This is a genomic window from Neobacillus sp. DZ-9, from assembly GCF_059587065.1.
This window is the reverse complement of sequence record NZ_JCAIOL010000005.1, coordinates 428,380-450,925: the sequence shown is the minus strand read 5'-3', so window position 1 is coordinate 450,925 and position 22,546 is coordinate 428,380. Positions and strand designations below refer to the sequence as shown.

16 protein-coding genes are annotated in these 22,546 nt (G+C 39.0%); 3 read left to right on the top strand and 13 right to left on the bottom strand.

Features of this window, described 5'->3' with window-relative positions; all coding sequences use genetic code 11:
* From AC59HZ_RS17090 to AC59HZ_RS17070, 5 genes are all read right to left on the bottom strand, one after another.
* Positions 1–530: phosphate ABC transporter ATP-binding protein (locus AC59HZ_RS17090; RefSeq protein WP_496546988.1), on the bottom strand; the 530-nt coding region annotated here is incomplete at its 3' end.
* 11 nt (positions 531–541) lie between these two features.
* On the bottom strand, positions 542–1,363 hold the full coding sequence (gene pstB / locus AC59HZ_RS17085) for a phosphate ABC transporter ATP-binding protein PstB (RefSeq protein ID WP_496546987.1): 822 nt from the start codon (positions 1,361–1,363) through the stop codon (positions 542–544).
* Between the two features lie 19 nt (positions 1,364–1,382).
* Positions 1,383–2,267, bottom strand: a complete 885-nt coding sequence (pstA, locus tag AC59HZ_RS17080) for a phosphate ABC transporter permease PstA (protein WP_496546986.1) — start codon at positions 2,265–2,267, stop codon at positions 1,383–1,385.
* The gene (gene pstC, locus AC59HZ_RS17075) at positions 2,267–3,187 is read right to left on the bottom strand and encodes a phosphate ABC transporter permease subunit PstC (RefSeq protein WP_496546985.1); all 921 of its coding nucleotides are present in this window, start codon (positions 3,185–3,187) and stop codon (positions 2,267–2,269) included. Before pstC ends, pstA begins: the two co-directional genes overlap by 1 nt.
* Before the next feature lie 70 nt (positions 3,188–3,257).
* Positions 3,258–4,166 (bottom strand): phosphate ABC transporter substrate-binding protein, encoded by a 909-nt coding sequence (locus tag AC59HZ_RS17070; protein WP_496547074.1) that lies wholly within the window; start codon positions 4,164–4,166, stop codon positions 3,258–3,260.
* A gap of 136 nt (positions 4,167–4,302) precedes the next feature.
* Here AC59HZ_RS17070 and AC59HZ_RS17065 point away from each other — a divergent pair, with 136 nt between their 5' ends.
* Positions 4,303–4,515: a hypothetical protein gene (locus tag AC59HZ_RS17065; RefSeq protein ID WP_496546984.1), complete on the top strand. Its 213-nt coding sequence runs from the start codon at positions 4,303–4,305 to the stop codon at positions 4,513–4,515.
* Positions 4,516–4,560: 45 nt separating this feature from the next.
* Here the strand turns inward: AC59HZ_RS17065 and AC59HZ_RS17060 are convergent, their stop codons facing one another.
* The 4 genes from AC59HZ_RS17060 to AC59HZ_RS17045 form a co-directional block, all read right to left on the bottom strand.
* Positions 4,561–5,490 carry a phosphate ABC transporter substrate-binding protein gene (locus AC59HZ_RS17060; protein ID WP_496546983.1) on the bottom strand — a complete coding sequence of 310 codons (930 nt, stop codon included), beginning with the start codon at positions 5,488–5,490 and terminating at the stop codon, positions 4,561–4,563.
* Positions 5,491–5,638: 148 nt separating this feature from the next.
* Entirely contained in the window at positions 5,639–6,352 is a 714-nt protein-coding gene (locus AC59HZ_RS17055; protein ID WP_496546982.1) for a winged helix-turn-helix domain-containing protein, read from the bottom strand.
* A 165-nt stretch (positions 6,353–6,517) separates the two neighbouring features.
* The gene (locus AC59HZ_RS17050; RefSeq protein ID WP_496546981.1) at positions 6,518–9,601 is read right to left on the bottom strand and encodes an efflux RND transporter permease subunit; all 3,084 of its coding nucleotides are present in this window, start codon (positions 9,599–9,601) and stop codon (positions 6,518–6,520) included.
* Positions 9,602–9,707: 106 nt separating this feature from the next.
* Positions 9,708–12,455 carry a bifunctional YncE family protein/alkaline phosphatase family protein gene (locus AC59HZ_RS17045; protein ID WP_496546980.1) on the bottom strand — a complete coding sequence of 916 codons (2,748 nt, stop codon included), beginning with the start codon at positions 12,453–12,455 and terminating at the stop codon, positions 9,708–9,710.
* Positions 12,456–12,697: 242 nt separating this feature from the next.
* On the opposite strand from AC59HZ_RS17045, the gene AC59HZ_RS17040 reads away from it, so the two are divergent.
* Positions 12,698–12,880, top strand: coding sequence for a YolD-like family protein (locus AC59HZ_RS17040; protein ID WP_496546979.1), 183 nt, complete (start codon positions 12,698–12,700; stop codon positions 12,878–12,880).
* A gap of 311 nt (positions 12,881–13,191) precedes the next feature.
* Here AC59HZ_RS17040 and AC59HZ_RS17035 read toward each other — a convergent pair whose 3' ends face one another.
* Positions 13,192–15,129, bottom strand: coding sequence for a PhoX family protein (locus tag AC59HZ_RS17035; RefSeq protein ID WP_496546978.1), 1,938 nt, complete (start codon positions 15,127–15,129; stop codon positions 13,192–13,194).
* Positions 15,130–15,257: 128 nt separating this feature from the next.
* Positions 15,258–16,535, bottom strand: a complete 1,278-nt coding sequence (locus AC59HZ_RS17030) for a VTT domain-containing protein (RefSeq protein ID WP_496546977.1) — start codon at positions 16,533–16,535, stop codon at positions 15,258–15,260.
* Positions 16,536–16,776: 241 nt separating this feature from the next.
* Here AC59HZ_RS17030 and AC59HZ_RS17025 point away from each other — a divergent pair, with 241 nt between their 5' ends.
* On the top strand, positions 16,777–19,899 hold the full coding sequence (locus tag AC59HZ_RS17025) for an efflux RND transporter permease subunit (RefSeq protein ID WP_496546976.1): 3,123 nt from the start codon (positions 16,777–16,779) through the stop codon (positions 19,897–19,899).
* Positions 19,900–19,981: 82 nt separating this feature from the next.
* Here AC59HZ_RS17025 and AC59HZ_RS17020 read toward each other — a convergent pair whose 3' ends face one another.
* Positions 19,982–21,070, bottom strand: a complete 1,089-nt coding sequence (locus AC59HZ_RS17020) for a PrsW family intramembrane metalloprotease (protein WP_496546975.1) — start codon at positions 21,068–21,070, stop codon at positions 19,982–19,984.
* Positions 21,071–21,223: 153 nt separating this feature from the next.
* On the bottom strand, positions 21,224–22,513 hold the full coding sequence (gene hmpA, locus AC59HZ_RS17015; protein ID WP_496546974.1) for an NO-inducible flavohemoprotein: 1,290 nt from the start codon (positions 22,511–22,513) through the stop codon (positions 21,224–21,226).
* Positions 22,514–22,546 lie beyond the last annotated feature (33 nt).

The window sequence follows — 22,546 nt, the reverse complement described above, 5'->3', positions numbered from 1 at the left end:
ATGAGTAAGACATCCGGTTTTGTTGCAAGTGCTCTTGCAATGCACAATCTTTGCTGCTGTCCGCCTGATAGACCAAGTGCTGGAGCATTTAATCGATCCTTTACTTCGTCCCATAAGGCTACGTCCATTAAAGATTTGGTTACAATCTCTTCAAGATGGGTCTTTCTTTTGATTCCATGGATTCTTGGTCCATAAGCAACATTATCAAATATCGATTGTGGAAACGGATTTCCTTTTTGAAAAACCATTCCAACATTTTTTCGCAGTTCTACTAGATCCATTTTTTCATTTAAAATATTTTGTCCATTATAATTAATTTCTCCTGTCATCTTAACATTTGGAACATAATTAATCATCAGGTTCAACGTCTTGATAAAAGTTGACTTTCCACAGCCGGAAGGACCAATAATCGCGGTTACTTCTTTTTTGTTAATCGGGAAGTTTATTTTTTTTAATGCATGATGCTCACCATACCATAAATTCAAATCATTTATTTGAAAAACCTGTCTATGTACTGTTACGGCAGACATACGAATCCTCCTTATCCAAACCTTCCTGAAATGTACTCTTCGGTCTTTTTTTGTGAAGGATTGGTAAATATTTTTTCCGTTAAATCGTATTCAATCAAATCACCGCTTAAGAAGAAAGCTGTTTTATCGGAAATACGAGATGCCTGCTGCATATTATGAGTTACGATAATAATGGAATAGTCCTTTTTTAATTCTATGATAAGATCTTCAACCTTTCCGTTAGAGATTGGATCGAGTGCGGAAGAAGGCTCATCCAGAAGCATAACGGTTGGTTTCATCGCGATCGTTCTTGCAATGCAAAGACGTTGCTGCTGTCCGCCTGAAAGACCTATTGCTGATTTATGAAGACGGTCCTTTACTTCTTCCCACAATGCCGCCTTTCGCAGGCTTTCCTCAACAATTCCATCAAGCACGCTTTTCTTTCTCGTTCCTGCAAACTTTAAAGCGTGGGTTATATTTGCATAAATCGATTTTGGAAAAGGATTCGGTTTTTGAAAGACCATTCCAATTTCCTTTCGTAATGCAACAACGTTTATTTGATCAGATAAAATATTCAGGTCCTCATAAATGATTTCTCCTTTTGCATGTGCTCCAGGGATAAGATCATTCATCCTATTAATACTTCGTAAAAAGGTGGATTTTCCACATCCAGACGGGCCGATGAGAGCGGTCACAGAATTTTTTTCAATATCCAATGATATCCCATTAACAGCTCGTTTTTCTCCATAAAAAATCTCTAAGTTTTTTACTTGTAGAATATGATTTCTTTGCAAATTCTCAAGACTTCCAACTGCTTTTGTTTCGACCGGTCTTTCTTTTGTAGCTGTAACCATGATTACTCACCTACTTTTATTAAGATGCTGTAATTTTCCGATGTATCATACTCCCGATCCATCTTGCCAATAAATTAAAAATTAATACAGAAATAACTAAAACCGCAGCTGCACCGCTAGAGACCTCTTCTACATCCGGGATTAAGCCTTGAGTATTGACAGACCAAATGTGCACGGCAAGAGTTTCTGCTGGGCGAAAAATATTTAATGGAGAGGTTTGAGAAAACGGATTCCAATTTGCGTAATCCAGTCTTGGTGTTGACAGACCGGCCGTAAATAAAAGCGCCGCTGCTTCACCAAATACCCGCCCGGAAGCAAGGATGATTCCTGTTAAAATAGTTGGGAATGCACTTGGTAATATGACGGTTTTAATTGTGTGCCAATGTGTAATGCCTAATGCAAGGCTGGCCTCTTTCAACTCCCTTGGGACAGAACGGATAGCGTCCTCACTTACACGCACTATAACGGGTAAATTAAACACTGTAAGTGCTAATGCACCCCCTAATATGGTATAGCCCCACCCTGTTAAATTAACAAACATCAATAAACCAAACATGCCAATTACAATTGAAGGAAGCGATGCTAAAACTTCAATGCATGAACGAATAATGTCTGTTACCTTTCCAGGTTTAGCATACTCAGCCATATAAATTCCGCCGCCAATCCCTAGTGGCACAGCAATCAGCATCGTAATAAACAGGACATAAAACGAATTAAATAATTGATCGCGGATTCCCCCGCCCGCTCGTACGTTTGATGAAGGACCCGTTAAGAAATCAAGGGAGATATTTTTTAATCCGTTTACCAAAATATAGTAAAATAAACCAACAAGTATTGAAATAATAACAAGTGCAATGACATAAAAGACACCTGAAGCAAATCGATCAGCAGATTTGGCATTCATTACATCTTCCTCCTTGAAGATAAATAACGTATGAAGAGAATAAATGCGAACGACATGATTAATAAGATTAATCCCATCGACCAGAGAGTATTATTTTCCACACTTCCATATGTGGTGTGCCCCATATTTAACGTAATAATGGTTGTCAACGTTGCGGACGCATCCAGTAAACTTGAAGGCAAATTCTTCACGTTACCAATAACCATTTGAACAGCTAAAGCTTCTCCAAATGCTCTCGCCATCCCAAGTACAATAGCAGTGAGCAATGTTGGCATTGCTGCAGGAATGAGTACTTTTCGAATGGTTTGCCACCTAGTTGCACCTAGTGCGTAAGAACCTTCTCTTAAGGGCTTGGGCAAAGAGCTCATCGCATCTGTAGCAATGGTTGTTACGGTTGGCAGAATCATGACAGAAAGAACAATGGTTCCGGATAGTAGACTAAATCCAAGTCCACCGACATTTTCCCTGATAAAAGGAACTAATACTGTAAGTCCGATAAATCCATAAACAACGGATGGAATTCCGACTAAAAGCTCTATGACTGGCTGCAAAATTTTTCTTCCCCAAGAAGGCGCAATTTCTGTCATAAAGATGGCTCCGCCAATACCTAACGGTGCCGCTACTAGTGCTGAAAGAAAGGTTACTGCAAATGAACCGAAAATGAATGGTAATGTTCCGTATGCTGGCTTGGCTTGATTAGTAGGATTCCAAGTCTTACTCGTTAAGAACTCAATAAGACTTACACCATTCTTAATAAAGGATTGCAGACCTTTTGTTCCTAGAAAAATCGTAATGGCTATCGTTGCTGAAATCATAATGACAGCACATAAAATCACTAGGACTTTTCCCCTGAATTCTCCCCCCATCCTATCTTTACTTGATTTTAATAGTCTTTCTTTTGCAGGAACCAGTTTTTCCATATTGCACCAAACACCCCTAAATTACGTCGTAAGGGTAAATGTGGATCCACATTTACCCTACTTATAATAATTATTTATTTGTTTGATTCCCTTTAGCGTCACGTTCTACTTTCATTTTGGTAACCGGTAAGTACCCCTGATCTTTTAACAATTTGTTTTGAACGTCGTCGGACATTAAATAGTCTAAAAATGTCTTTGTTACACCAGTTGGTTCACCTTTTGTATAGGAATGTTCATAAGCCCAAACAGGAAACTTGCCTGATTGCACATTTTCATCTGTCGGTTCAACACCATCGATAGATAATGGCGTTACCTTATCATCAGTGAAATAAGAAAATGCTAAATAACCAACTGCCCCAGCCGTTTCATTAACAATTTTCTTTACCGTGTTGGAAGAATCTTCGGTAATTCCCTCTGCAGGTGTTGCTCCATCAAGAGCAAATTTATTAAAGACTGCACGTGTACCAGAAGCATCAGGGCGATTTACTAAGACGATTTTTTGATCTTTCCCGCCAACGTCCTTCCAGTTTGTTATTTTGCCCGTAAAAACTTTAATGAGATTATCTTTTGAAATGTCCTTAATTCCAACATCTGGATTAACCGCAGCGGTTATCCCAACAACCGCTACTTTATGATCCACTAACTGGTTGGCAGGAATGCCTTCTTTTTCTTCAGCAAAAACATCAGAGTTCCCAATCTGGACGGACCCTTCAGCCACTTGAGACAAACCTGTTCCAGACCCGCCTGCATTTACTTGAACATCCACCTTTGGATTATTGGCCATAAATTCTTCTGCCGCGGCAGCAACAAGAGGCTGCATAGCTGAAGAACCGGAAACAACCAGGGATCCTGATAGCTCTTTCCCGCCTTTATCAGCAGTATCTTTTGTTTTATCTTTTGTTGCACCGCCGCCACAAGCAGCTGTAATCACCATGAATGTTAAAATTATAATCATTAGACTTAACTTTTTTAAACTTATCATCACTGGATTCCTCCTTGAAAATGGCTCATTTTATATTTTGTCTTTCCTAAAATAATTTATTTAGGTTATTTTTTAAATTTTTTTATAACCTAAGTGTACTTCCAGTTTTTCAGAAAATAAGTGAGGTGATTTTATGTCTATTGATGAACAAAACAAAATTGAGGCTAGGGAAACAAATCAAAATATGAGTCAAAAATTTAAAGACTATAGTGCGAGGGAGTCCTCTGAGGTGAATTCCGAGGCAGAAATGGCAAATCAGGAAATACAGGAACAATTCTATGGAAAAAACGAAGATAATCTTGCACCTTTTCATGTGGATATCAACAATCCACCAATTAAAAAATAAATGAAAAAGGTAAATGCGCTTGGCATTTACCTTTTTCATCGTTCATTATTTATTTGTTTGATTTCCTTTTGCGTCACGCTCTACTTCCATTTTTGTTACAGGTAGATATCCTTGTTCTTTTAATAAGTTGCTTTGAATATCATCTGACATCATAAAGTCAAGGAACGCTTTAGCAAGTTCAGTTGGTTCACCCTTTGTATAAGAGTGCTGGTATGCCCATACAGGGAATTTACCAGATTGTACATTTTCTGCAGTTGGTTCTACACCATCGATTGCAAGAGGTGTTACAGTGTCATCAGTGAAGTATGAGAATGCAAGGTATCCAATGGCACCATCTGTTTCGTTAATAATCTTTTTAACAGTGTTTGAAGAGTCTTCTGTTACTCCTTCAGCTGGTGTAGCACCATCAAGTGCAAATTTATTAAATACTGCACGTGTACCAGAAGAGTCAGGACGGTTTACAAGAACGATCTTTTGGTCTTTACCGCCAAGTTCTTTCCAATTAGTGATTTTTCCAGTGAATACTTTGATTAGGTCTTCTTTTTTGATATCTTTAATTCCGACTTTAGGGTTAACCGCAGCAGTCATACCTACAACAGCTACTTTGTGGTCTACAAGCTGATCAGCTGGAACGCCTTCTTTTTCTTCAGCGAATACGTCTGAGTTACCAATTTGAACAGATCCTTCAGCAACTTGTGATAGGCCAGTACCAGATCCGCCAGCATTAACTTGAATATCAACATTTGGATTTGCTGCCATAAATTCTTCGGCTGCCGCTGCCACTAATGGCTGCATTGCAGATGAACCAGAAACGACTAATGATCCAGAAAGTTCTTTCTTTTCTTCAGTTTTAGGTGTTTCATTCTTTGCAGTTCCTTCTGTTTTATCAGTAGAAGCTCCGCCTCCACATGCTGCCATGATTACCATTAATGCTGCGAATACTGTAAGCAGGCTTAGTTTTTTAAAGCTTTTCATTTGCTTTATTTCCCCCTAAGAGTAATGAATTTTTGTTCCGCTTTACATTTACTAGTATAGGAGTAAAGTATTAATTCAGTTTTAATAGAATGTAAAGGTTTTGTAAAAGTGTCCTCCTTCCGTTAAATAACACTTTTTCCGAATAATGTTAATATCCTTGTTGCACTTCAAATTTATAGCCAAGACCACGAACGGTTTTAATATAAGCCGGCCGCTTGGTATCCTCTTCAATTTTTTCTCTTAAATGAGCGATATGCACGTCCACAATTCTCGTATCCCCTGCAAATTCATAATTCCATACAGAACTAAGCAGGTTATCACGAGTTAGTACTCTGCCCTTATTTTGCACCATGAAAAGGAGCAGCTCAAATTCCTTTAATGTTAACTCCAGAAGAGTTCCTTTAATGTAGGCTTCGTATTTTTCAGAATAGATTGTTAATTTACCTATTTTTATTTTTGGCCCGTTTTTTTGCTCTTGTGCATCTTCCGCTTGAGCCTGGGTTCTTCTTAAGATCGCTTTTACTCTCGCAATCACTTCTCTTGGGCTAAAGGGCTTTACCATATAGTCATCAGCGCCGAGCTCAAGACCTATTATTCTATCAAATTCATCATCCTTTGCCGTCAGCATTAAAATAGGAGTCATGACTTTATCCTGACGAAGCAATTTACATACTTCCATTCCATCCAGCTTTGGAAGCATTAAATCTAAAACAATGATGTCAGGAGCTTCGATTGTTGCTAAACGTTTACCAGCTTCACCATCCATCGCGGTAATGACTTCAAAACCAGCCTGCTCCAAATTATATTGTAGGAGCGTTACAATGGACTGTTCATCATCGACAACAAGTACTTTATTTTTCATCAAATCACCCGCTTAACAGTAAGATAGAGACTTGTCCTATAAAACTAGCTCATCCCTCCAATTTGTAAATATAGTTCCATTAAACATAAAGAATATTAATGCCGCGTTTTGCTTTTGTTAAGGGAATGCAAAGATTTTGTAAAAACTAAATATTTCTTTCCAACTCTACGCTGAGATTTGGGACTTTTGTGAAGCTTTTGTGTTTCTGCCTTTTCCAGTCATCCATTCATACATGATTGGAATAACCAAGAGGCAAATAAGCGTCGAGCTGATCATACCTCCCACCACAACAACTCCCAATGTTTGTGACACGATGGTGTCTGCTTTACCTGACACGGCTAAAGGAAGCAAAGTTAATACAGTTGTACCTGCTGTCATTAAAACTGGTCTGACCCGTGTAGCGGTCCCGGTCACGATGGCTAATTTTGGTTCTAATCCGTCTCTAAGATTTCTTTCAATTTTATCGACAAGGACGATCCCGTTAGTCACGACGATTCCCGTCAACATCAATAATCCCACTAATGCTGCGAGATTCCATTCAAGTTGAAAAATAAACATTCCGATTACAGAGCCAATAAAGGCTAATGGGATACAAATTAATACGGTCATAGGTGCTCTCCATCCCCGAAAGACAGAACTTATGATGATCAGTACAAGCAAAATGGAAAAGAACAAAGCAAGCGCCATTTCGTAAATCATTTCATATACCTGCTGAGGAGCACCCGCGAATGAATACTCGATACCCTCAGGCAGCGGTATTTTTCCAAGGGCAGTTTTGACTTGTTTTGACACTTTCCCAATATCACTTGAAATGATATTTGCGGTAATCACAGCATACGGTTGTCCATCCTTCTCTTGAATCACCGATGAACCTGTTGGCTCTAATGATGCAAGCTGATCCAATCTCACGCTTTTTCCATCCTTATCTTGGAAGATCTCACCGCCCATTAACGTAAAGATATCCTTTGAAGTGCCATTTTGTTTATCGGTATGAATAACAATTGGAAATTGATTTTGATTAATTGAGATGAACCCTTTTGTTCCTTCAGCGGTATATTGCTGAATTCGATTGATAACGTCCTCCAGCTTAATACCAAAATGTTCGATTGCCTTGCGGTTTAGAGTAATCTGATACTGAGTCATATGATCATCAGCTTCCGCGGCCCCTTGTACTGATAGACCTGGAATAAGTTTAAGCTCGTTTCGTATGGTTTGAGCCATTGTTTCTAGTGTTTGACTATCGGATCCCGTAAGATTAATTTTTAATTGGGAATCATCGCCTGCAATATTTTGATTTGAAACAGCGTAAACAGCTTTGCTTGACAACGAATTTAATTGATTTTGTAAACTCTTTATAAAGTCATTTACATCCGTACCGTTCTTAACCTTTATGGAAAAATTGGCAATATTCGGTTTCTGAAGCCATCCGCCTCCTGCATCAAATACATCATCCGATTGAGGAGTAAACGTTGATCCGAGTCCTGAAGAAAATGACTCTACTTTATGATTCGTTTCCAATAAGGCTTCCAATCTTTTTACTTCTGCATCGACTTCGGTTAAGGAAGTATTTTGAGGCATTTCTAATTGGACAGCGATTTGACCCGTTTTGGCTGTTGGCAAAAAATTCACTGGCAGGAAGGCAGCTCCCATCGACGTTAATAGAAATAATGAAACAAAGGTTAAGACCACTTTTTTCTTTCGGTCAAATACCCAATTTAGAATTTTTTGGGCGAAAGGCTCTAATTTATCATCGCCCGACATCGGTCTTCCCTTCCAAAACAGGTTGTAAAGTGCAGGAACAACCAAAATGGAAACGAATAGTGAGATAATTAAGGCAATCACCACAGACCAAGCAAATCCGGAAAAAGCTGAACTTACCATCCCGCCAATAAGCGCGATGGGAACATAGACGGCAACAGTAGTCGCAGTTGATGAAACAATGGCAGGAATCATTTCTCTTACAGCATGTGTTAGTAAGTGGACGCTGGTTTTCGCGTTTGCCTCATGTACTTTCCGGTTCATATTATCAAGGATAACGATCGAGTCATCGACAACCCTGCCCATGGCAACAATAAGTCCTGAAACAGTAAGAATATTGAGACTAATACCCATGGTTTTTAATAAGCCAGTTGTTGCCAAAAGACAAATTGGCAGTGAAAGGACAATTAATAAGGTTGAACGGACTTTCCGGAAAAACAGAAAAACACAAATCATTGAAAACAAGCAGCCTAATAAACCTTCTTTTATTAGGCCTTTTAGAGATTCGTTAACCTGCGCGCCTTGATCAAATAAAATGGAGGCTTGAATATCTTTATTCTTCAATGCAGGAATATCTTTGATTTTACTCTTTATCCGATCAGATACATCTGTAATATTGGATGTTGAAGTCTTCAAAACATCTAATAGTACGCTAGGCCTCCCATCGGATCTTGAGATCGTCTCCAGGTTGACTATGGAGTTTGAAATGCCTGCAACCTCTGATAGAGGTACAGCTTTGCCTTCCCCGTTATGAATAGGCAGCTTCAATAGATCTTGTTGATTTATGCCCCACCCAGAAACTTGGACAGGAATAGATACCTGGTTGTTTGAAACCTTTCCCTCTAATCCAGTAATATAGTTTTCTTGAAGTGATTGTTTTACGTCATTAACGGTTAAACCAGCTTTCGTTAAATCTTCCAGCCGGAGGTTGACGGCATATCCAGCTGTTCCACCTCCGGATACTCGGACATCTTTTACCCCTGGTACTGATTTCAATCGGTTTACGAAATCCTCTTGAATAGAGGTTCGGAGCATATTTTCTGAGATATTTTCAGAAGAACTCATCAGACTCATTCTTATAATGGGCATGGAATGTGTACTAAGTCGGGTTACCAGCGGTTTATCAATACCAGCAGGTAATTTGATATCAGCCAAGGCTTTTGTAACCTGTTCCTCCGCTTGTTCCATTTTATAATTCATAGGAAAGTTTAGACTGATCAATGATCCGCCATTAAAGGAGTTTGTTTCTACATCTTGAAGACCATCAACGACCCGTACTGCCTGTTGGATAGGTTCTGTAATTATTGCTTTTACTTGATCCGCCTGGTAATTATCTGCACGTACTGTTACAGACAGGGTTGAATTATTGATTTCTGGCAGGTAGTCCCTTTGTATCTGCCATGCAGACATCCCACCCCACACGAGTATTAGAACTATTAAAGTTAATATGAGAATTCCGCGCTTCATCATTTCATAAATCAATGGTTTCATATCATTTTTTCCGGGCAATGGAAGCCCGAACTGCTCCCCCTTTTATTTATAACAATAGCTACCCTTGCGGATAGCTATTGTTATGATTCATTTTTCATTTAATCTTTTAGTCATTGTCAGTAGTGGTCGGAGCAAAGCTTTCAGGCTGTTTTTCGACCTCTTGGGGTGCAAGTGCTTTTTTCTCACCTGGGTATGGTTTATCAAAGCCTTCTGTCGCATACCAAACGGCATGATTTTGCATATTTGCGTTGATTTCATCCGGTACTGCATTTTTGCCGGTTAACTTATCTTTGTTCTTGTTGGACCACTCTGTCCATTTTTTCGAGAGTTCCTTTGCCTCCGGTGTTACATTGGTTGTGTTGGCAAGAACAGCCGTATTTGCTTCAGGTGTTCCGTTTAACGTGTCAAGCGGGATTTGGTTTGGCACAAATTCGTATGGTGTAAAGTCCGGCTTATTCGTAAAGAGTTCACTCATTGGCTCTGCAGCTGCATCGTTTTGGTTCATAGTAGGAATTCCAAGAATCTGCTCAATACTGCGAACCATATTGATGACAGTCCAATAGTGGCTGTTTGTAATCCCTTTCTTCACCCAAGGGCTGATGACAAATGCAGGCTGACGATGGCCGTCAACGTGATCTAAACCGTTTTGGGCGTCATCTTCTGTAACGATAATGACAGAGTCTTTCCAGTAAGGGCTGTGAGAAATCAAATCAACAATTTTACCGACAGCCAAGTCATTATCCGCAACCATCGCTTGAGGTGTAGGGAAGCCCGAAGCGAGTCCATTAGTATGGTCATTCGTTACCCACATTGTCGTAAGAGCAGGTAAATCATTATTCTTAACGTGTTGTTCAAACTGTTGTTTGAAAATTTCAAAACGATATTGATCTGGTATGCCCATGTCAAACGTTGGGAACGGTTTATGTGTAATTGGTTCAAGTGACGGAATATCCGTTTTTGCCTCATAGTTTCCAATCGGAACATGAAGATCGCCTTGCTTTTGGCCGGAAAGAATTAAATAATCATTATACCAATCAGTCCAAGAACCTTGTGGCAACGTTCCGGTAAATGCAGTTGTATCTTCTCCAAAGTTTTCTACAGTCTTGCCATGTTTAAGGGCCTGATCCCATAAATGGCCTGTAGGTGCATATGCCATCGCATCCCCAGCACCACCAGGATAGCTTCGCACGTTTGCAGCATCAGTTTCTTTATCCTCGTAGTCATTGTTGGTTCCTTGCATTACCCATTGGTGGCCGCTTGCTGATTGGATACCGCCAACGTAAGTATTGTCCAGAAGCGGGAACGTAGTAGCCAGTTTATGCAAGTTAGGGGTTACTTTTTGTGGGAACTGCGTTAAGGCTACTTCTCCATTTCCTTTTCCAACATCACCCAATACTTGGTCATATGTCCGGTTTTCTTTGATAATATAGAATACGTGTTTAATTGTTGAAGGCTCACCGATACGCTCAGGCATCGCAACAGGCTTTTTATTGTCGCGCGGTTTCGCGTTAAGATCCTTTAAGCCGTACCAGTTATTGTTTTTGTACACTTGATCTGTTCCCTTTGCTAAGGCCTGTGCAGTCGGGAATGGAATCAAGGAAAGTGACCCTTGCTGCGCATACGAAGAGTGACCGTTTACGGTAATTCCCTGGATGTTCAAATTACGTGTTGGCCCGCGTGATCCAATACCATCGGCATTGGCAACGACAAGATTTTTATTGGCTGAATCGACTGCGATATCGACTGGGAACCATGCCGTTGGTAAAAGTCCTTGCAATTCAGGTGTCTTATCTGGAGCCTGCCAGTCATAGACCGCAATGGCATTGTCACGGCCAAGGCTGACCATTAACTTGCCATCCACCATTTTAACAGCGTTTGGAGCTGAACCTTTTGGCGCATTTGGATATGGTTTAATGTCAATCGTTTGGACCACATCATTTGTCTTTGAATCAATTACTGAAATGGTGTCACTATTTGTGTTGGTTACAAATATGTACTGGCCTGACTGTGTCATCCGTTCCGGCTGTACGCCAACTGTAATGTTCTTAATAACTGTATTTGTCGAAAGGTCAACGACAGAAACGGTTCCCGTTGTAGTAGCACCTGTTTCATCTGTAACAACTGGAGTGCCTGAAGAGTCAACCGTAGTGTCGCCTGCTTGAGCTTTGCGGCCGCCTTGGTTGGTTACATAAGCAAAGTTACCGTCAACTAATACGCTTGTAGGAGCATTTTCGACGGCAACTTTGGTTATTGCACCTGTTACCGGATCGATTACGCCAAGGCTGTTGTCACGGTTTAAAGCAACTAGAAGCTTGCCGTCTGGCGCAACAGTAATATCAAGCGGGTTGATATTACCGCCGACAGTTGCTTTAGGAAGAGTGATAGATTTTAGAACTTTGGGAGTGCCATCTTGTCCAACAGTCATAACGACAACTTTACCAGTTGAGCTTGACGAACCAGTTGCATATAGCTGGCTTCCATCTTTTGAATAAGCCAAGCCCCACATACTGGAAAGACCTAAGCTGATATCCTGGGCTTTCATCACTCCGCTTGCAAGATCGATGACATTGATTCCAGTGCCGCCGTAATTGTTGCGGCCAACGATAGTTACAGCAGTTTTTCCATTTGGATTAACAGCGACCGTCATCGGGTTCCCGCCAAATTCAATTTGTTTTCCAGCTGGTGTGATCAATTGGTTAACAGGTGTTTGCACGGAACCATCTGCTTGTTGACCCACTAAATTGCTTCCAAAAACACCGTCTTGCGCAGCATAGACACCGGCTGAACCTAATAGCATGGTACTTAATGTAAGTCCCGCAAACAGCCTTTTCTTTTTTCTAAGTTTCTTTAACATCTCTCTCACTCCCTTTTTTGGTACGGTTTAAGATTACTCCTGTTTTATTAAGTGCTTATTGAATAATTGTTAATTACAAATTAATAAAATTCTGACTATATATCTATTACTATTAGACTAGTTAATTTTTCCAAATAACTTGTGATTTTGTTCACAATAACTTAACATTTTCAACATGTTTTCTTTATAAACTTATCTTATAATGTGTAGTGTGAAATCAATTCGAATAAAGGAGGATTACAATGTTCCTGAAAAAACTTGTTCAAAATGGTCTGATTACGATTGATTATTATAAAAATGGTGCTTTAAAGACCCTCAAGGGGCGTGTATATTGCCTCAATCTTAAAGAACAACTGCTATCATTAAAAGATGAAAAACAAGTGTTACACTCCATCCGTTTATCAGGTATTAAACAAATTTATTAAAGTTATATTATGGAAATGTTCATAAATTAGGGTTATTTTTTCATCTAAAAATGATTTGTTATTAACCAAACAAAACATACCTTAAATCTTCTATTTCCTTCAGATTCATTAACTCTCCCAAAATCGGCGATTATGGTGGTACACCCTTATTAAACTTTCAATTTATTACTATTAAGTGCGATTCATGTATAAGAAAAGAACCCGATTTGATCATTCGGGTTCTTTCATTTTCTTGAATAATAAACTCCGGTAACCTTGGATTACCGGAGTTTAAAAAAGGAAGCTCTTGATAAACAGCTTGATTCTGTTTATTATTTTTTCAAATCGGTTTTTACATCACTTTTGGTATTTTGCAAGTCACCTACAAAAGGCATCCCGGAAATATAGCCTACTCCACCAGTGCGATCAATACCAATTTCTTTTTCCATCGCCTGTTCTAATTCGGTTTTATCGACTGCAGTGATTTTCTTACCTTCTAATTCATCTCCTGGATGCTGGAAGTTACTCATAATGTATGAGAATCCATTGAGGTTATCTTCTGCAAACAAACCAGTCGATTCAGCACCTGCTGGAACGGAGAGGATTCTAGAGAGTTCCTTAGTATCTACATTATAAGCCCATACAAAGTTGTTTGTATGCATACCGCTATCCTCACCGATAAATAGCGTTCTTAAAGCTTCCGAATAGCTTAAATTATCCGTATTGGCTACTGAATTGACATCCGCTGTATTGCCGTATGCATCTGCAGTTGGCATATCCTTACCAGCAATCAATCCAGACATGCTGGCAGCCACATATTTACTTTTAATCTTATCGCCTTTGCTGTCTTTTTGACCATCAGTTAAATCTAATTGATACGTAACACCTGATTTAATTTTTGGAAGTTTCATATCATCTGCTGGATCTGCAGCATTTTCGAGCATACCATTGCTTTGATCGGAAATCGCAATGTAAACCTTTTTATCCCTCTCGTTTAAGGTTACACCTTCCATTTTATTAAATTCAGACGTCGCACCAAGCATTGCTGCATATCGGCGGGACTCTAGGAACGCAGCCGCTTTTTCCATACCAGGTTTCAGTTTTAAATATTCTGTTTTGCCGTATGAGTATTGCTTAATTGCTTTAAAGCCCTCTTTTGGAACATCAGATGTTTCGAAAATATCGCTGAACTTAATACCGCTGTCGATAATGTGTTTGACTTCTTTATCAGTTGCATGACCAAGTTTTATCCATTCTAAGTTTCCAGCTCCGCCATTTTCAGTACCAGTTTGGTGGAATTTTGCGGCATATAATGTACCGGCAGAAAGATCCTTCGCTTGATCGGCTACATACATGAACATTGTTGTATAAGAACCATCATCACCAAAGAAGGCAGTCCGGTTATCAGGCATCATCTTCATTAATTCATGGGAGAAACGGCCAATGCTGTAATGTTTTGAAACAGAAGCAGAACCGTGTTTGTCTACATTAATTTCAGGAATAAATCCGTAGAAATAAGGGTTTGCTTTTGACTTATCGCCAAAGTAAAGCTTAGCAAAGCTTTCTACCTGACTTCTTGCTGACGAATTCGGATCTAGTTCAAAACTGCGGGCATCTGGCTCATACTCCTCAGACCCTAAATGGGTATTCCATGGGGAAAGGGAACCATTACATGGAATCCAAAGTCCATTAACACTCGAAAAATCAATTTTCTTAACCGATTTAGGGGTTAATTCACCCGTTTTCTTATCTTGATTAAGAGTAGATAATGACATCGATGCAGGAACGATTCCATATGCTGATTTACCAGCCGCATCAATCGTTTGATATTCATAATGGGTTACCATGTAAATCTTTCCGTCAATTGGCTTCAATAAACTGTTTGAATCTGGTGCATCTGATACATAATATGTTGGTTTACCCTCCACACTCGTATCCATAATTGGGTCACCATTCACATCAATTGGTGTACCTGCAGGAATCAACTTCCCTTTGTTCATAGCTACTTTGTCTTCGGATTTAAAAAGTCTCTTATATGAAAGTGGGAAATTCTTCACTTCACCATTGCTATACTTCACTTCCATAGATGCGTTCGTATAGGTTTGAACCATTTTATCAATCGTTTTCGGTGCTTCCATTCCATTAAACTTTACAGAATCAATCGTAACATGACCATTTCCTGCCGCTGCAGCAGGTGTTAAAGCCGGAATAGTTATAGCTAATCCTAGTGCGATTGCAGCCGCTTTTTTGCTAAAACGCTTCTTACTCATTGTTCTCCCCCTAGTAAATTCATTTTCTTCTACAACACTATTAAATAAAATGAATGTTAACCTAGGGTTTACCTTGTGTAAAAGGTTTGTAAAATTAGTTAAAGTCCTTGTAAAGTTCCCAAGGACAATTATTCTTTTCGGACAACAAGTCGAGACATTTCAAACAACAGAAAGTTAAAAAATATCCAGACTCCGCCATAGACATATCCCCCAACAATATCACTAGGAAGCAGCGCATTTGATGCAATTTGTACTATTGCCCAACCAATTAATATGACTAACCCAAATATTGGGATAAAGATAGGCATATAATTATTTTTCGTATGCCTGACAAGTAAAAATATGGTGGTTCCATAGACGATCATCATTAAAGTAGCATTTACATCAGGAAAATTAGCAGAATGAAATTTCCCTACAAACCCGATGGATTGAAGCGTGTCAAAAATCTGCATAATGGTTTCATGAAATATTCTAGCTCCTAGAATCGAAACAATGAGAAGAAGATACTCCAGCATCCTATTCTTGCCTCTTCTCCATATACGAACTATGGTTATTGCTATTACTACGCAAACAGAATATGGTGATTGAAATACATTAAATAACTTCATCCAGCTCATAAAAATAGTGGACTGGACCAAATATTCAGTAATCTCATTAAACTGCGTAAACTCACCATATAAATAGTCTTCAGCTAAGCCCAGCATAAGTACGACCATTCCAATAAAAACCAATGTAAAAACAATAAGAAAAACTTCAGTAGCTCTAATCGTTCTAAACCGATTCATTAACCAATTTAAAAAACGAATAAGAAAATCCTTTATTTGATTTTTATAGAATCGATAGACCAAATACACTGCGATAATTATGGCGATAGCAATGATAAAAATAGTGAAATATTTCTTTGCAGCCTGATGGAAAACCTCCCATTGGGGCCCCAATACTTTTCCCAAGGTAATAAAACATAACCCCCAAAGAAAAGAACCAATATAAGCAGGAATAATAAATCTTCGAAACGGCATTCTTGAAATCCCTGAAATATAACCTGTGAAATGCCTAATACCAGGAATGAAATAAGCAAACACTAGCAATTTGCTGCCGGATCTTTCAAACCAAGCAGTTGTTTTTTCATATCTTTCAGGTCCCATATGGATATACCTGCCATATTTTTCGATGAGTTTATATCCTCCTGATTTTCCTATCCAATAAGTGACGGTTATGCCGGCACCACCTGCTAAAAAGACTGTTAAGAGTGCGAGAGTGTAATTCATTTTTCCCTGAAAGACAAAGTATCCCGCATAACTCATTAGAAATTCTCCAGAAATAGGCAGGGCCAAGAGCTCTAGAAAGATCCCTATAAATAAAATGACATAGCTATGCTGCTCAAATAGAGTGATTAGATGTGACATATGATGCCTCCAAAGATATAGAAATAGAGTTAGCATATAAGCTCTTCCTTATCTTCCTGAAATGTAGCACAGTAATTGGATAAAAATTGCATCTTAATCAATTATTAATCTTTTTTTCAGTGAACGTTCAAGTTCATTTTCTATACTTAGAGTGCCCTCTTTTGGAAATCAGTCACATTTTCTAATAACTTCTAAAGAAAAAATTAGGGTTCATTAAATATAGATATGGGGAGATAAAAACATGAAAAAATTAGTAGAGGCAACCATGCAAAGAGCCATACTTATGATTGTGTGTGTTGTCATCATCTTGGCTTGGGGTGGTATTTCCGCTTTTCAAATGCAGCGGGATTATTTGCCTGGAATTAATAATACTACCCTTTCGGTTAGTATGAGAGTACCTGGTTATCAAGCCGCACAGGTGAAACAGCAAGTAACCGATAATCTTGCAGGTGCCGTCAAAACGGTGGATGGTTTGTCCAATGTTGAAAGCACATCGTATGATGGCGGCTTGTTTATGAGTTTGTATTTTCCGATGAATACCGACATGAAACAAGCTGAGGATCAAGTTAATAAAGCCTTGGCAAATGCAGATCTTCCGCAGACAATTACTAGCACTCCTTCGGTGACGCGATTAACAACAAGCTCATTTCCTATTTTGACTTACAGTGTAACAAGTTCAAAATTGGATGAACCAACTCTTCGCTCGACCGCAACACAGGAAATTGTGAAGCAATTAAAATCTGTTCCTGGTGTATCGGATGTTTCCGTATTTGGGGGAGCGAAAGATGGGTATGTATTAACTGTCCGTATGAAAGACCTAGTGAAAAACGGATTAACATTGGATGATGTAAATAAATCGTTTGCATTGGCTGTTCCATCCATGCCACAAGGGAATATTGTAAACAACCAATTAGCTATTCCAGTATCATTTGATGGACTACCATTAACAGTTCAGCAAATGGAAAACGCAACAATTAAGAATAAGGAAGGAAAAACCATTCCTGTTTCAGCGTTCGGTACCATCACTCATTCATTAAATGACGTAAAAACGGTTTCCAGAACAAACGGAGCACCAAGTGTTACATTGAATGTAATCAAAACGCCTTCAGCAAATATTACCGATGTTGCTGACCAAGTAAAAGACCGGGTCGCGCATCTTCACTTGGATACAGTAAATCCAAAAGATGTTTCGTTTAAAGTATTACTCGACCGGGAGAAAGAATTAAACAGCTCACTATTTGGACTAGTCCGTGAAGGGTTGCTTGGCTGCTTATTCTCCATGATTTGTGTGTTCTTCTTCTTCCGAAATGTAAGAAGTACATTATTAATTGCTATTTCATTGCCAATTTCGTTACTGGCAACAACGGCTTTCTTAAAATCAATGGGTATCACTTTAAACATTTTAACGGTTTCTGGTTTGATTGTAGCGATGGGCCGTATTGTCGATGATTCGATTGTTATATTAGACAATATGTATCGGAAGCGGGAAGAATCTAAGGATAAATCTCTTCTTTCCATTTTGGCATCCTCTGTTGTTGAAATGATTCCTGCGATTTTAGGTTCGACCTTAACAACGATCGCAGTTTATATTCCAATCGCATTTGTAGGCGGCGTCATTAGTGCTTCCTACAGTGGGTTTGCATGGTCAGTCGTAATTGCCCTTATCATTTCATTCTTTGTTGCGATGCTTGTCATTCCTGCGCTTGCGTTTATGGGATGGAAAGGCGGAAACGGAGAAAAACAAACCGTCAAACTCGATACAAAAATGAAACCTATATTGCAATCCGCTTTTAAACACAAAAAAGCAATGATAATTGTTTCGATCTTAGTCTTTTTAGGTGCAGGAATCTATTCTGCTTTCCTTCCAGTAAGCTTATTGCCTAGTGCAAAAATCGGGCAAATTGCCATTAAAGCTGAATTGCCAAAAGGAAGCACATTAATCCAAGTAGATTCTGAAGTGCAAAAAATCGAAAAATCATTAAAAGAAAATCCAAAAGTCGATGCATATTCAGCCAATTTTGGTTCAACCATGTCACCGCAAAGTGATGACGTGTTTGACCAAGGCGGCGGCTTTATCACCTATCCAAATGTCGCTAACCTTTCAGTTGTGTTAAAGAATGACAAGGATTCAGATTCTGTCATTAAAGAGTTACAAACAAAGCTTCCGACATTATCTAAAGATGTTACTTATACCGTAACAAGTCAGAACATTTCTGGTGACGATTCACAAATGCGTATTTTGTTTACAGGTTCAGACCAAGCAACATTGGATCAAGTAGCTCAAGAAGCAAGAACCAACTTATCAAAAATATCTGACTTAAGTGTCGATGGAAAAGTAGATTTAACAAATGGCGCGCCTAAATATAAAGTGTCTTTTGACCAAAAAACTATTCAAGACAAAGGCGTAAAAGTAGCAGACATTCTAACAATCATTAATCGTTATATGTCTGGATCTAAAGATGCAACGATCACTATTGATCATAAAGCACTTCCTGTGGACCAATATTTAGATCAAATTGCATCTGGAACAAACTCTACTATTACTTTAAATGCTACTGCAGATGATGTGTTAGCATCTCTAGCTGCCGAAACGTTAAATGGTAATAATGGAGAAAAAGTTCGTTTTGACCAAATTGCTAAAATTTCAAAGGATACCTCTCCTTCAACTATTAGCGAACGAGACGGTCAGCCATTCTCCCTTGTAACAGCACAGATTACATCAAATGATATCAGCAAAGTGTCAAGCCAAGCGGAGAAAGCTCTAAGCAGCATGAAACTTCCTAAAGATGTAACGTACTCATTGGGAGGAATCTCTGAGCAAGTGAAACAAATGATTTTCGATATGTCTGTTGCCGTTGCCTTCTCAATCCTTTTAGTGTTGCTCATTACTTCTACCATTTTCAAAGGATGGAGAGCACCATTATCGGTACTTTTAAGCATTCCACTTGCTTTAAGCGGTGTGGTTATCGCACTCATCTTATTCCATGGAGAATGGAATTTGGCCGCATTAATTGGGGTTCTAATGCTTACTGGTATCGTGGTTACAAACGGAATTGTGTTAATTGACAAAATCGAACGAAATCGAAAAGAAGGAATGCCTGTTAACGAGGCGGTATTAAAAGGTAGTCTTTCAAGGATTAGACCTATCTTAATGACAGCTGCTGCAACAGTCCTTACTTTGTTACCACTTGCATTTTCACACAATGCCGATACAGTCATTTCTCAAACGCTCGGAATTGTCGTTATTGGCGGTATGGTAACATCAACAATTAACAGCTTTATTATCATTCCGATTATATATGAATGGCTGCATAAAAAATCAGCAGCTAAGAATACAAGTGCAATCGCCCAAAGTATGCACTAAAAATTATAAATTAATTATTCAAAAACAAAAAAACACCGACTTGGTCGATGTTTTTTTGTTTTTTTATTTCTTTCACCTTACATTAGGGTGTTGGATCTAATGGACTTATTATTGCCCTTCCCTTCTTCTCAGCGATCTCCTTTAAGCCCATCCGAATCATCCGAAATACGAGAATCCATGAGGCGGTCATCAAAATGATTTGTCCAACCGGGAAAATGCCTGGAATCGGAGCGTCCCATAAAGCATGCAACATAACAACGATAAAAAATATCCGAAGGAATTTTGCTTTTATAAACATGTTTAATTCCGGATTTTTATCCCCTTGTACCCTGCAAAATGCGGCACCTGTCAAAGCGGCCCAAGCGACATGGCCGCCAGGGGCTAGAAAACTGCGCCAAAGGATAGTGGAATACAGGCTTTCGAAACTACCTGAAAGAAGTGCCCTTAATGCATAACCAGCGGTTTCAAAAGCAGCGAAGCCGGCTCCTACCGCAGCACCTATCAGAAGACCGTTAAGTATATATCTGTATTTAATGTTGCGCACGAAAAGGATTACCGTCGCAACCTTTGCCAGTTCCTCGGCGACCCCTATCGTGATCGGATTGATGTTATGTTTTAAGATATTAAAAAAAACAAGGGCGACCAGCATCGATAGAATTCCGCCGATAAACACCACGTAAATGACTCTATAAAAAGCAATATTCTGAGGTGCGTTCATTTCCCAGAAGAATATTAGAGTGGTAAATGGCACTGCAAAAGCACCGACAATAATAAGTCCTGGTAAGAAGTTAATATTTTTGAACAAGCTCACACCCAAAAACAATCCAAGGAAAGAAATGAGTGCAATGATGAAAACCCTCGTAAATAGCCAAGGTTTCGGCCATGTTTCCTTTACTTCCTCTATTTTAGGAGTAGTAAGAGCTGTTCCAACGATGAAAAGCCGTTCAGCCTCAAGAATACTATGATTTCGGAACACCCGTGAGAATATATTTTGAAATTTTGGTTCAACTGAACGTTCAAATTTCGGAACCATGTCGACATAATGGGCAAATTCATAGAAATAGCTGTTTTCGTCCTGCTTACCGTTGTCAGGGTGCATAAACTTTTCTCCGCAGTTTAAACAAAACTTTACCCCATCCGGATTAACATAAACACATTCCGGGCATTTCATTTGTCTTCCCCCTTTTCATTATTCAAATTTTCTAATCGTAAACGTGCTAATAAATGTATGATTCCCTTTAGAAACCAATAATACCATTATATTTTTTGCGAAAATTTAGCGCAAAAAAGGCAGGAGGGTTAGAAAACCTGCTGCCTTTTTGCATTAATCCATTTCATCCAATCTACCAAAAGACCCAAAAAATTCGTAATGAATATGTTCTTCCGGTACTCCCCACTGCTTTAACGCTTTATTTACTACCTTCATGAAAGGCTCGGGTCCGCAAAAATAAAAATCAGCTTCTTTTGACGGTAAAGTTTGTTGTAGCCATTCTAGATTAAAAAATCCCTCTTTATCAAAGTTCCGCATTTCTTTATCTTCTTCTGATGGTTTCTCATAGATCTCGAAGGATTTCATATTTTTATGTTCTGCTGCCAGATCATTCACATGTGTTTTAAAAGCATGCAGCTTACTATTGAGGGATGCATGAATATAATAGATTTCCCGGTTCGGCTTTTCTTTTACGGTTGTATTTAACATAGACATCATCGGTGTTAATCCTACTCCGCCGCTAATTAACACTAAAGGCAGGTTAGAATCCATATCCAAATAAAAATCACCTGCTGGCGCTGTTACCGGGATGATATCTCCTTCATTGATATGATCATGCAGGTAAGTGGACACAATCCCTGCAGGAACATTATCGCCTTTTATATCTTCACGTTTAACGCTGATTCGGTAATAGTCTAATCCGGGACGATCAGATAAACTGTATTGTCGCAAATGGGTGTAGGTCTCACCTGGAATCTCTAGTTTAACGGTTATGTATTGCCCTGGTATAAAGCCGGCAATCTCCTTCTCATCTTTCGGTTTTAAGTAAAACGATGTAATAACGTCGCTTTCTACTACCTTTTTATTGACGACGAAATCACGGTAACCAGCCCATCCGCCTGGCATAGCTTCAGTGGTTTTGTACATTTTGTTTTCCATTCGGATGAAAACATCTGCTATCACTCCATAAGCATCTGCCCAAGCATCAATAATTTCACTTGTAGCCGCATCCCCTAATATTTCTTTAATCGCTCCAAGAAGGTTTTCACCGACAATCGGATAATGCTCCGGTTTGATTTGCAAGCTTCTATGTTTTTCTCCGATTCTCTCTAATACAGGCATAATTTGACTAAAATCCTCAATGTTAGCCGCAGCGCCATAAACAGCATCCGCGAGTGCTTTCGGCTGGTGGCCTGTAATTTGATGTGTCTGATTAAATATATTTAAAAGCTCTGGATGCTGCTTAAACATCCTCTTATAAAAAGCTTTCGTAATTGCTTCTCCGTGCTCTTTTACGACTGGCAATGTTGCTTTAATAATTTCGAGCTTTTGTGGGTCAAGAGCCTTAACCGTTTTTAAAACCTCTTGCCACGACTGCTTATCTTCTATTTTTGTAATGGACATAATCCTTTTAAAACCCCCTTTATTTGTACAAAA

Excerpts from the sequence above, each read along its gene's own strand:
- pstB (WP_496546987.1), bottom strand. The coding sequence starts at position 1,363 with ATGGTTACAGCTACAAAAGAAAGACCGGTCGAAACAAAAGCAGTTGGA.
- pstA (WP_496546986.1), bottom strand. The coding sequence starts at position 2,267 with ATGAATGCCAAATCTGCTGATCGATTTGCTTCAGGTGTCTTTTATGTC.
- pstC (WP_496546985.1), bottom strand. The coding sequence starts at position 3,187 with ATGGAAAAACTGGTTCCTGCAAAAGAAAGACTATTAAAATCAAGTAAA.
- AC59HZ_RS17065 (WP_496546984.1), top strand. The coding sequence starts at position 4,303 with ATGTCTATTGATGAACAAAACAAAATTGAGGCTAGGGAAACAAATCAA.
- AC59HZ_RS17060 (WP_496546983.1), bottom strand. The coding sequence starts at position 5,490 with ATGAAAAGCTTTAAAAAACTAAGCCTGCTTACAGTATTCGCAGCATTA.
- AC59HZ_RS17055 (WP_496546982.1), bottom strand. The coding sequence starts at position 6,352 with ATGAAAAATAAAGTACTTGTTGTCGATGATGAACAGTCCATTGTAACG.
- AC59HZ_RS17050 (WP_496546981.1), bottom strand. The coding sequence starts at position 9,601 with ATGAAACCATTGATTTATGAAATGATGAAGCGCGGAATTCTCATATTA.
- AC59HZ_RS17045 (WP_496546980.1), bottom strand. The coding sequence starts at position 12,455 with ATGTTAAAGAAACTTAGAAAAAAGAAAAGGCTGTTTGCGGGACTTACA.
- AC59HZ_RS17040 (WP_496546979.1), top strand. The coding sequence starts at position 12,698 with ATGTTCCTGAAAAAACTTGTTCAAAATGGTCTGATTACGATTGATTAT.
- AC59HZ_RS17035 (WP_496546978.1), bottom strand. The coding sequence starts at position 15,129 with ATGAGTAAGAAGCGTTTTAGCAAAAAAGCGGCTGCAATCGCACTAGGA.
- AC59HZ_RS17030 (WP_496546977.1), bottom strand. The coding sequence starts at position 16,535 with ATGTCACATCTAATCACTCTATTTGAGCAGCATAGCTATGTCATTTTA.
- AC59HZ_RS17025 (WP_496546976.1), top strand. The coding sequence starts at position 16,777 with ATGAAAAAATTAGTAGAGGCAACCATGCAAAGAGCCATACTTATGATT.
- AC59HZ_RS17020 (WP_496546975.1), bottom strand. The coding sequence starts at position 21,070 with ATGAAATGCCCGGAATGTGTTTATGTTAATCCGGATGGGGTAAAGTTT.
- hmpA (WP_496546974.1), bottom strand. The coding sequence starts at position 22,513 with ATGTCCATTACAAAAATAGAAGATAAGCAGTCGTGGCAAGAGGTTTTA.